Origin of the sequence: Microcoleus sp. B5-D4 (genome assembly GCF_036705145.1) — a bacterium.
Taxonomy (GTDB): domain Bacteria; phylum Cyanobacteriota; class Cyanobacteriia; order Cyanobacteriales; family Microcoleaceae; genus Microcoleus.
Map to the genome: position 1 here is coordinate 108,664 of NZ_JAUBTV010000006.1, position 12,156 is coordinate 120,819.

A 12,156-nucleotide genomic window follows, 5' to 3' on the forward strand; every position below is an offset into this window, starting at 1 on the left:
TATAAATCTTACCGCACTTAGTCACCAAATAACTCCGGCAGGCGATCGCGCAACTCAGCATTTAAACGTGGCAACTCGTCGCGCATCTGTAAGTACCAATCTCGGCGTTGCCGGTAGTGCCCGCACAGCAAGCGGTTGTCCCGCACCCATTCGTAAGCATTCGCGGCTATTTTCCGGCGTCGAGAAGTGTCAGAAATCAGCGAATTTAGTTTTGTTTCAAACTCTTTTTCATATCTATAAATCAATCCTGTTTCACCTTCGACTATCGAATCTTCGTACACAGTGGGACTTGCCAGCACCGCTACTCCCCGCGCTGCACATTCAATAAATTTTAAGTCGGATTTTGTTTCGTTAACCGGGTTGGAAACAAGCGGGAGCAAAGCTATATCGCAACTGTACATAATTTCTTGATACCGTTCGTAACTGCAAAATGGTTCAAATTCTTTTTGCTGTATTTTCAAGGATTCAAAAAATTTTCGGTCGTGGATTACTTTAACTCGAATCCGGTGCTTGTGTGCGACTAAAACTCGATTGAGTGCTGCCATAATCGGCTGCCAATCTTTTTCGCGGTTGAGTGCACCAAAAAAGATTGTGACTGTCTCTTCTGCGGGATAAACTCGCGGCGGAGGTAGATAAGCTAATTGATTGGGAAATACAGTAACATTAGGATTGTAAGACCGCAAAATTTTTGCTAGCGGTTCCGTAGAAGTTTGAACGCAGTGACAGCCGCGATAGCTGAGGTAATTATTGTCGGCGTATTCGCGGCGGCGAATGGGGTTGTCGTCAATTTCAGCTACTATTAAATAGCCTTGTTGCAACAGTTCTTTGAGTTGGGGAATATAGCCGGGATATTGCATGATTGTCCGCTGCCAAATGAAGACTTTTTCTTCTTCCGGTAGGGGGGGAATTAATCCTGCTGTTTTCACGCCGGATACGGTGCGGACACCGGGAATTGTGGCGCTAAATTTGTCCGGTTCCAAAACTCGCACACGATCGCACCCTGTAGGAGCCATAATGATAGTCTGAATCAGCAGTCTGCGCGCAGGTACGGTCGATTTGGTCGATCGCACGATATAATATTCAGCACCGGTTTCCGTAGCAAAACTGCTCGATGTTAGCTCTAAAGCCTGTACCATTGGATGCAGCAATTGCTGAAACTGGACAAAATTTTCGGTTTTGTGTCCCTTCCCTTGAAATTCATAAACCTGCAATCCGGCTTGAGCAAATAGTGATTTAATACTTTCTAGGGTAAACCAGTGCTGCATCTTGTTGTCGGGATTTTCCCACTGTCCCCGCAACAGATTGACAATTCGCCGCCAGTATTGAACATTAGGGATTCTGGCGAGAATTTGCCCCTCTGGATTCAGCAAACCACTGTACTGCTTGAGCACTTCCCAAGGGTTTTTGAGATAGGGTAGCAAGTCGCCAAAAACCAAACAATCGACGGTTCCTGGGGCGATGTCGAGACTTTCGAGAGCAATTTCTTCAATATCGGCTACCGTCACCCAGTTTAGCCGATCGACTGCAATTTTAGCTTTTTCTCGATCGCATTCAATGCCAATATACTGACAATGGGGATTGATCAGCTTGTACTGTTCGCCCGTCGAACCCGTACCGCAGCCAATTTCAACAATGACTTTAGCATCCGGCGGTAGCAGCTTCAAGAGGTCGTGGTTGACGCGATCGATCACTTTCTCTAAAATTCCTGATTAGTTTATCGTAAAATACAACAGAGCCACCCATGCCGACAGACAACCAGCCGAAGGTTAGCATTGCGATGCCAGTATACAATGGCGATCGGCACATTTGTCAAGCACCAAATTTTCTGTTGCCAACTCTTTCTCTTCCCTCTCTTCTCTTCCTCTGCGTTCTCGGCGCCCTCTGCGGTTCATTTAATCTTTTTCACCCATCCTGCAATGATTGTTATATCTTAGCAAATATTGAGCAAATTTATAATTTATTCTTAACCCCTATCCTCATTTAACGCGATTGAGGAGTTCCATTAATTCTGCTTTTTTTCCAAAAATCAACACAACAATTTGCTAAATACATTAGAAACTATGAAGCCTAATCTAGGAATGAACATCGCCGGCTACATCAACGGCGAATTTGGCATAGGAGAAGGTGTCAGAGCCAACATCAGAGCCGCAGAAGCCACCAACATTCCCTTCGTCATCAACAATTTTACCCGCAGTCCTCACCGCAAGAAAGACACCACCTATCAAAATTTTAGCCAAGATAATCCCTATCCTGTAAACTTAATTCAAGTCAACGCCGATGAAGTTGCAACCTTTATCAAACATACAGGTTCCACCTATTTTGAAAACAAATACAATATCGGCTTTTGGGCTTGGGAACTTCCCGCATTTCCCCCAGAATGGCAGCCAGCATTTAATCACTTTCAGGAAATATGGACTTACAGCAACTATTGCGCCGAGGCAATTTCCGCAGTCTCGCCAATTCCGGTTATCAAAATCATGCCCAGTATTGCTCTCCCCGCACCTTCCCTGAAAAGAGAAGCACTGAATTTACCGAAAAATAAATTTATTTTCTTGTTTGTCTTCGACTTTTCTAGCCGCATAGAGCGCAAAAATACTTTGGCGACAATTCAAGCATTTAAGCAAGCTTTTGGGGAAGATAACAGCGTATTATTGGTCATCAAATCTTCTAATTCCCACAAATTTTCAGCGGCGCAAGCATCCTTAAACTCAGCCATAGCAAATAATTCAAATATCAAACATCTAGACGGATATTTGTCCAAAAATAAACTTAACGGCTTGCTCTATAATTGCGACTGTTATGTATCGCTGCACCGCTGCGAAGGATTTGGCTTAACAATGGCTGAAGCCATGTTTTACGGGAAACCCGTAATTGCCACCGGCTATTCATCCAATACAGAATTTATGAATGTCGGCAATAGCTATTTAGTCAAGTATAAGTTAATCCCAATAGAGAAAGATTGCGGGCCTTACAAAAAAGGCAATGTTTGGGCCGAACCGGATGTCGAACACGCTGCGGATTTAATGCGTCATGTCTTCAACAATTACCGGGAAGCTCAGCAAGTTGGAAGAATAGCGGCTGATGAAATTAAGACTTTACTGAATCCGCCAACAGTCGGGATAAAAATTCAAAACCGTCTTGAATATATTGCCGGAATTACAGATAATTTCAAAAGCTTGGAGGGCGGAATACGGAAAAAGTCCTCTCAGGGGGCGACAGTAAAAAATGCACAACCTTTAGTTAGTATTTGTATTCCGACATACAACGGAGTGGCATTTATTGGCGAAGCGATTCAAAGTGCTTTGGCCCAAACTTACCCTAACATAGAGCTGATTATATCCGATGACGGCTCCACAGACGAAACAGTTGCGATCGCCCAATCATTCCAATCACAAACCTCAGTCGATTTCCGCATCATACTGCACCGCAACTACGGCTTATCACAAAACTGGAATTTTTGCATATCCCAAGCAAAAGGTCAATACATTAAATTTCTCTTTCAAGACGATTTACTCGCCCCAGAATGTATTGAAAAAATGGTCGCACTCGCCCAAGAAAACCCCAAAATAGGTATGGTTTTCTCCCCGCGCGGCATCACCATAGCTGAAGATGAATCTAACCCAATTTTGCGGAGAGCTTCCCAATCAATTAAAGATTTGCATAAAAGTTGGTCGAATTTAAAATCTATTCAGCCCGGAAAAGAATTACTGGCAGATACTAGCTGCTTGAATAACCCGATAAACAAAATTGGCGAACCTAGTACCGTCTTAATTGCTGCGCGAGTCTTTGAAGAAATAGGATTATTTGATTCGGGATTATCTCAGTATGTAGACTTAGATATGTGGTGGCGAATCATGGGGAACTATCATATCGGATTTGTAGACGAAAAACTGTCCTCACTGCGGATTCATCCCGAACAACAAACTTGGAAAAACTTCGCCGCTGGGGAAAACCATAAAGATGTAGTCAGATTTTACAAAAAACTACTAAATAGTCCTGATTACAGTTTCCTGGATCAACAAATCAAACAGACAATTCGCCAAAAGTTGGCATTGAGAACCCAGCCGAGTTTATCTGAATTGTCAGCACTGCTTGAGCAATACAATAAATTGCCATCAAAACAGCCTATTCTCGCGCAACTCCGCCAATACCGCCAACAGCTAGCGGAATATTGGCTGAATTTGCCAGCGCAAAAATTAGAAACGGCTTACTCGCAAGACGCGGGAAAAGCTCATAAATTGCTACTAGATAGCACGCTCAAAAATGAAAGTTTAACCGAGTCAGAACAAAGTTTGATCCAGCAGTTATCCTCGAAACTTGCTGAAGGAGGGGAAATTGCCGAGAAGATGCAATATCTCCTCGCAGCGATGCTGTACCGCGACGCTTATCAGTTGCCACTTGAGTATAAAAATGCAGCGATTCCCCAGTGGTTTTTTGAGGATTTTCTGAAATTTATATTTCAGTCTCCCGGTTATTTTAAACAAAACTGGGAAGTAGAAAGTTACTCTGAATATTTCCAGCAGTTAATCAAGTACGTCGCTGCTAATATCGCCAGTTTTCCCGATTCAGAAGTTTGGCGTTATTTGGCGGCTTTTATTGCGAAAAATGTTAGCTTCCAAGCTGTGTATTTGAGCGAGATTAATCTGCTCAATATATTGAGTCAGCGAGCTGATATTCTGGAATTTTATTTGAAAAATATCGGCTGTCAAATAGAATGGAATTTTTCTCTGATAGAACCTGAAAGAACTAAAATCCGAGTTGGCTTTTTGCTTGATAAAATTAGTGATGAATCCGAGACTCGTGCTGCAATTGGGAGTTTGGAATATTTAGACAGAAGCAAGTTTGAAATTATCGTGTACTATTTCCAGGTACAAGACGAGCGACTGGGGAAATATTGCGAAAATTGCGCTGACAAACTGGTGCAACTGTCAGAAGATTTGCCCAATCAAGTCCGAGAAATGCGATCGCACGATTTAGATATTCTGCTAATCTGCACCAATACTACCGACACTTCTCAACCAAGCGCGCTGCTGTGCCTGCACCGACTAGCGCGGGTGCAAATAGCTACTGCTGCATCAACCCCCGCAACCACCGGCGCCCGAAATATTGATTATTTCATTGCCGGAGATTTGACATTGCCTGCAGGTGCAGCCGCAGAGTATCGCGAAAAATTAATTAGTTTAGAAGGTTCGGGAGTTTGTTTAAGCTATACTGTAGGATCAGCACCTGGCAGAGTTGAACCGACTCGCAGGAGTTGGGGAGCCACCGACGAATCTGTAGTGTTCATGTCCGGCGCTCCAGCTTTGACAATTATCCCAGAATTGAGAGAAACTTGGGCAAAAATTATTGCTGCCGTACCAAATTCTATTTTAGTTTTGTATCCCTTTAGTTCCCGCTCAGAAAACTATCCGACGGTGCCTTTTTACAACCAAATTCGATCGCTCTTTGCCGAATTTGGGATTGACAAAAAGCGCTTAGTTGTGATTAAAGCGCTGCCATCTCGCGCCGATTGCATAAAATGTCTGGAATTGGCTGATATATATTTAGACTCCTATCCATACAGCAGTGCCTGCTCCTTAGCAGAACCCCTGTTGGCCGGATTACCTGTAGTGGTAAGAAAAGGGCAAACAACTCGATCGCGACAATCAGCCGCAGTGCTCGAAGAACTACTACTTCCGGAACTGGTAGCAAACAGCGAGAACTCTTATTTAGAGCTGAGCACAGCACTGGGAACCAACCCAGAACTGCGTCGGCACTACCGCGAGCGAATCCACCAAAAAATGGCGGCAAACCCGAAATATCTCGACAGTCGCGCTTGCTCGACCCAACTCGGAACACTCTTTGAAAGACTATTGCGAGAGTGAAGGAAGAAGGAAGTTCAGCAACTAAGCAGTGTACGGGATTTAACGGATGGATGTTGAGGCAAGAAGGAAGATGGCAGAAGTAAAGATTTTCCAACTCTCCAACTCTCGCATCCCGCTACCATTATGAGACCCGCGGGGAACCCCTCGCTAGGCAGAACGTCAAGAAATAGACAGCAATAGCGCTAGCCCACTGACGGTCTGCTATCATCGGGGAATCGAGGGGTTAGTGGTTGTCGCTCTTTTCCTGCCACAGCTAAATTAAAAGGGGAAGCGCAAGTCAGTTGGAGATAAAAAAATGACAGGACTTTTTCAAATAGGCGATAAATTACTGCAAGCTCAGGATATGCCATCGCTCCTGAAGCGGTATCAGTTGATGCCACAATTCTTGCGGGGTGTAATAGTAGACCAAGCGATCGCATCCTTTACTTGCAGCGACGAAGAACGAAAATCCGCCGTGGAGAACTTTCTGGCACAACACCAACTGACAGCCCCGGAAGCCAAAGAAGCTTGGCTGCGCGGCCAAAATATGACGGAAGAAGAACTTCAAGAGATGGCCGTTAGGCCCTTGCTGATCGAAAAATTTAAGCAAGCCACTTGGAGACCTAAAGTAGATAATTATTTTTTAACCCGCAAAGCCAGCCTAGACCACGTAGTTTATTCCCTGGTACGCACCAAAAATCCAGCACTGGCAAACGAACTTTACTTTCGCATCCTCGAAGGGGAACAAACCTTTGCTGAAGTGGCCCGCGACTATTCCGAAGGGCCGGAGTCCAAGTCAGGTGGCTTGTTGGGTCCAGTACCCCTCAGCCAGCCCCACCCGGCAATCAGCAAACTTTTGTCCGTCAGCCAGCCAAATCAACTCTGGACGCCGCGTCCTCTGGCAGAATGGATGGTAATTATTCGACTAGAAAAGTTCATGCCGGCCCAACTCGATGAATCGATGCGGCTGCACTTGATTAACGAACTCTTTGAAAGCTGGCTCGCCGAACAGATATCGCAAATAGGCCCGCTACAGCCCCTCTCCTCTGTGTCTTCAATTTCATGACAATCAAGCAATTGGGTCAGGGGCCCCCGGATTTATCCGTGGAGACTTGAAAAAGCGTAGCATCCTGACAAAAACCCCCTGGATTCATCTGTGGATTCAATCTAAAATCTAAAATCTAAAATCTAAAATTGGATGACTTCTTCCGCTGTTTCCCTCTCCCAAATTCAGGATTTCCTAGCTCAAACACCTCCCTTTGACCGACTGTCAGAGACGGCTCTGACAGCCTTGGTGGCTAAATGCCAACTCCTTGGCTACCGGACGGGGCAACCCCTGTTTGAACGGGAAAAAATGCCGACTCAGGTGGCAATTATCTATCAAGGCCAGGCGCGGCTGCTGGGCTTTGACCAGCGCTCGCAGCGCCACGTAAGTTTACGGTTGGTGCAGTCGAAGGAAATCCTGGGCTGGGCTGGCTTGCTCAGGGGAGTTCCCTGCGAAACGGCGATCGCCTCTACAGATGTGATCGCGATCGTCCTACCCGCCGAAGATTTCCTGAGCGTACTGGAAAAACAGCCGACCTTTGGAGAAGCCTTTCGCGAACACTGTTCCTTGAGCGAAGTATTTGAACTGTTGAGCCTGGAATTGCAACGCCAAGCCGACGGCACTTCCAATCTCAAGGAACTCACCCTGCAAGCTTGGCAAGATGCGACAGTTGTCAACGTACCAAACGGCAACAAAAAAACTCAAGACATCGCCAAAGAGCTAGATGCCGATCGAATTTGGCTCGTCAGCAGCGGCGTCTTGGGCGACTTTCCCACCGGCAGCCGCTTCTCTGTGGAAAACGCAGCCAAATCCTTAAAAGTAGAAGGCCGCCTCGGCGCTCGCTTGGTCGGCTTCCGGGAACCCCCCGAACCCCAACCCGAAACAGACTCATTAAATGGCACGACAGAGACAGGAGGCTCTGGGCAGAATCCGCCCAACGGAACCTCGATCGCGGTTATAGACGCCCCAGATCGTCCCCCAGAACCCAAAACCGACCAACCAAAGGATGCCGGGAGATACCCAGTTTTCCGCGCCAAAGGGCAGATTGAGGCCCCGCTTGCTTGCTTCCAGATGTTGAGCAAGTATTTCGGCCTCAAGTTTCGTCGAGATATCATCCGCAAAGTTCTAGAAAATCAGTTAAAAACCGCCGGTTCTATCAGTATGCAAGCCTGCGGGGCGATCGCCCAAAGCATCGGCCTCACGCCCCAATTGGCGCAAGTGCCTGCAGAAGCCATCAACCGCATCAAAGCGCCCGTAATGATTAAATGGGAAACCAGCTTTGCCATTATTTACAGCATTACCGAGCAAGAATTAGTGCTGGCGACACCCGAAAAAGGGTTAATGCGGAAGCGGATACCTCAGTTTAAAGAAATCTGGGGAGAATCAGGAGAAGTCCTGCTGCTGCAAGCTCCGCAAGTTGAACAAAAAGAGCAGTTCAGCTTCTGGTGGTTTGTGCCCGCACTGATGGAACACAAGACAGTGTTTTTTGAGGTGTTGCTCGCTTCGTTTTTTGTACAGTTATTTGGTCTTGCCAACCCATTAATCAGCCAAGTAATTATTGATAAAGTATTAGGTCAGCGCAGCATTGACACCTTGGATATTTTGGGGGCGTTTCTGTTAGGTGTTGCCCTGTTTGAAGGACTGCTCAACGGTTTGCGTACCTTTTTGTTTATAGATACCTCAAACCGCATCGATGTCAAATTGAGTGCGGAGGTAATCGACCACTTGCTCCGGCTGCCCCAGAATTACTTTGACAATCGGCGCGTCGGAGATCTGGTTTACAAATTCAGCATGATGGGCCAGATTCGGGAATTCATGACGAGTACAGCTCTGACAGTGGTTCTTGATGCGGTATTTTCGGTGGTTTACGTCGCCGTGATGCTCTCCTACAGTGTGCAGCTAACGGCAGTATCTTTGGCAGTGGTACCGATACTGGGGCTGATGATTGTTCTAATCAATCCGCTGGTGCTGCGCCTGATAAAACAGAGAAATATGCGTTTTGCTGACTCTCAATCTTATTTAGTGGAAGTAGTCAGCGGGATTCAAACTGTTAAGGCTCAAAATATTGAATTGAAATCCCGATGGGAGTGGTCGAGCCGCTACGCAAAATACATTACAGCCAGTTTTAAAACAATTATCACGGGGACTACTGCCGGTACGATTAGCGGCTTTTTAAACCAGGTGGGTAACTTAGCTCAGTTGTGGGTGGGAGCTTATTTGGTACTGGGAAATGAGATTACTTTGGGTCAGTTGATTGCTTTCCGAATTATTTCCGGGAACGTGACTGGTTCGCTGCTGCGTTTTGTGAGCGTCTGGCAGAGTTTCCAAGAAGTCTCGATGTCGATCGATATGCTTAAGGATGTGGTCGATACGCCGACGGAAACCAGCGATGAAGACCGGAGCAATATCCCGCTGCCGGCAATTCAAGGGCAGGTTACCTATGAGGAGGTTTCCTTCCGATTTCTGGAGAGCGGCGCACTGCAATTGGCTAATGTTAATTTGGAATTTCCCCCTGGGAGTTTTGTGGGAATTGTGGGGGGAAGCGGTTCCGGTAAAAGTACGGCGATGAAGCTGTTGCAGCGTCTTTATCCGCCGTTGTCGGGCCGGATTTTTATTGACGGCTATGACATTGCCAAGGTGGAATTATATTCGCTCCGCAGCCAACTTGGGGTGGTGCTGCAAGATACTTTGCTGTTTAACTGCTCGGTACAGGAAAATATTGCTCTGAGCAATCCCGATGCGAGTACGGATGAGATTGTGCGAGCAGCAAAATTAGCGGTAGCTCACGATTTTATTATGGGCTTGCCTGCTGGCTACAATACGATAGTCGGAGAGCGGGGTTCGTCGCTTTCTGGGGGTCAAAGGCAGCGTTTGGCGATCGCCCGGACGATTTTGCAAAACCCGAAACTGCTGATTTTGGACGAAGCTACAAGCGCCCTCGACTACCATTCCGAACGCCAAGTTTGCAATAACTTAGCAGAAGCTTTTGCTGGCCGCACGGTGTTTTTCATTACTCACCGCCTGACTACCATCCAAAACGCTGATGTAATTATTATGATGGATCAAGGCTCTGTAGTCGAGCGGGGAACTCATAAAGAATTAATGGCTCTTAAAGGGCGTTACTACTGCCTCTTCCAACAACAAGAGTCATCGAATACCTGATATCTAACAACTCACAACTGATCACTAACGCTTAACAACTGAGAACTAACAAATGGCTATGAAATCGTTAATACTTTCTGAGCAACCAGTCATTCTCGAAAAACCAGCGATTTGGTCGCACTTGTTTTTGTGGATGATCATGCTGATGACCACTTCTGCTGTAGTGTGGGCTTATTTTGCTAGCGTAGAGCAAGCTGTCCCCGCTGTGGGCCAATTGGAGCTCAAAGATGGTGCTAGAGACATCCAAGCACCTGCTACGGGCGCTGTGGTGAGACTTCACGTTGAAAATGGCGATCGTGTGGAAAAGAACCAGCCTCTGCTCACTTTCAACCCCCTTGCACCCAGTGCCGATTTAACATCGATACAGAAAACTAAAGAAGCTCTGGAAAAGGAAAATAAATTTTATGAAGATGTTGTCAGCGGCAAAATTCAAGGCCCTGTTCCTTCTAATCTAGAATCAACAATCAGGGACAGACAGAGCCTCACGGCACAAAATCAAGTGCTGCAAGCTTTGATTGACGAGCTGTACCTCAACAGGGGAGCAAGCGGAAATTTTGATGCTGCTCAGCAAGGACTTTATGTTAATTATCGATCGGAATTTCTGTCTCGCGTAGCTGCTGCTCAAGGCCAAGTTCAGGAGTTGGAAAAACAACTGAAGCAAGCTCAGGATGCTGAGAAAGCCGCCGGCGATCAAATGACAGTGGCACAGCAACAATTGGGTTTTGCCCAGAACCAATTAAATTATGCTCAGCAGCAGTTAAGTTCTTCGCAAGAGCAAGTAAAATCAGCCCTGGCTCAGAGAGATTTGGCCCAAGAACAGTTAGCGAAATCCCAACAAGTATTGAAGTCGAACCAAAACATTCTAGGCAGACTCGCCCCCCTTGTGGAGGAAGGAGCCATCGCTGAACTGCAAAAAGAACGTCAAGAGCAAGATGTTTTCAGAGGCCAAAGCGACGTTCTCAAACAGCAAGATCAAATCAAGCAGCGCGAAGGTGAAATCAACTCTCGCAAAGGCGAAATTAACACGCGCCTCGGTGAAATCAATACGCGCCGAGGCGAAATTAACGCGCGTCAAGGTGACATCCAAAAAATTAGTGCTGACATACAGCGCCAGCAAGGAGAGCAAGCACGCATTCAGGAGTCCATCGCCCGCGCCCAAGAACAGTTAAAAAACACCAAGGATACCTGGGCGAAAGAACTTTATACCAAAATTGCTGAAAACGAGAAACAAATTGCCAGCAGCGATTCTCAACTAAGCCGCTTCAAAGTGGAAAACCTGAAAAAGTTGTCCGAGGTGAACGCTCAGCTAGAAAAGGCTCAACAAAACCGCGACACTCAAGTGATGAAAGCTCCCGTATCGGGTGTAATCTTTGATTTGAAGCCTTCTACCAAGGAGAAAGCTAAGTTGGATATGGCGAAAGATCCGATATGCCAATCCATTATTAATTCGGTGGTGAAACCGGGCGAACCGCGCCCAGCACGCTGCGAAGAAGCTTATTACGAAGCGCAGCAAACTGAAAAGCTGCTCAAGGTTTTGGATGACGACAACGGTCTGCAAGCAGTGGTTTACCTGGAAAACAGCAATGTGGCTCTGGTATTGGATGCTTTGAGACAGAAGCGGGCAAAATTGGAGCAGTATCACGGCAAGCAATTAGACGGAGAAAAGGTTGACTGCGAAATAGGTAAAAGTTGCGTTTGTCCAGAGAAGGAAGTTAACAGAGAGAAACTGGGTTTAACGAAATACCAATGCGTGCCTGTGGAAGTGAATGTAGAAGCTTTCCCGGCGCTGGAGTTTGGTACTGCTGAGGGTGAAGTGATAGAGATTAGCAGCGATGCAGAGCCTCCTACTGAACTGCGGAAATACTACGCTTTCAAAACCAAAATTAAGCTCAAAAATCAGAAGTTCGTTTTGAACAAGGGCAAGGCAAATGAAGTGGAGGTGAACTTGCAGTCGGGAATGTCCGTGAGTTCTAATATCAATATTGGCAAGCGGAGTGTTTTGCAGATGTTTATCAACCGATTTACTGGGAAAATGGATACGTTCAAGACTATTAAGTAGCGAACAGTTGACGGTTGACGGTTTACTGTTGACGGTTTACTGTTGAC

The 12,156-nt window shown here is 46.3% G+C and carries 5 protein-coding genes; 4 read left to right on the forward strand and 1 reads right to left on the reverse strand.

Annotation, left to right across the window (positions count from 1 at the left end; genetic code table 11):
- Window positions 1–17 precede the first annotated feature (17 nt).
- Window positions 18–1,691 carry a methyltransferase domain-containing protein gene (locus QUB10_RS04855; protein WP_333200034.1) on the reverse strand — a complete coding sequence of 558 codons (1,674 nt, stop codon included), beginning with the start codon at window positions 1,689–1,691 and terminating at the stop codon, window positions 18–20.
- Window positions 1,692–2,060: 369 nt separating this feature from the next.
- Here QUB10_RS04855 and QUB10_RS04860 point away from each other — a divergent pair, with 369 nt between their 5' ends.
- The 4 genes from QUB10_RS04860 to QUB10_RS04875 all read left to right on the forward strand — a co-directional run bounded on the left by QUB10_RS04860 (window position 2,061) and on the right by QUB10_RS04875 (window position 12,109).
- Window positions 2,061–5,864, forward strand: a complete 3,804-nt coding sequence (locus QUB10_RS04860) for a glycosyltransferase (RefSeq protein WP_333200036.1) — start codon at window positions 2,061–2,063, stop codon at window positions 5,862–5,864.
- A 295-nt stretch (window positions 5,865–6,159) separates the two neighbouring features.
- The gene (locus QUB10_RS04865; protein WP_333200038.1) at window positions 6,160–6,909 is read left to right on the forward strand and encodes a peptidylprolyl isomerase; all 750 of its coding nucleotides are present in this window, start codon (window positions 6,160–6,162) and stop codon (window positions 6,907–6,909) included.
- A 132-nt stretch (window positions 6,910–7,041) separates the two neighbouring features.
- Entirely contained in the window at window positions 7,042–10,050 is a 3,009-nt protein-coding gene (locus QUB10_RS04870; protein WP_333200040.1) for a peptidase domain-containing ABC transporter, read from the forward strand.
- A 52-nt stretch (window positions 10,051–10,102) separates the two neighbouring features.
- A complete protein-coding gene (locus QUB10_RS04875) occupies window positions 10,103–12,109 on the forward strand; it encodes a chromosome partitioning protein ParA (RefSeq protein ID WP_333200042.1) in 2,007 nt (668 codons plus the stop codon).
- Window positions 12,110–12,156: the final 47 nt, after the last annotated feature.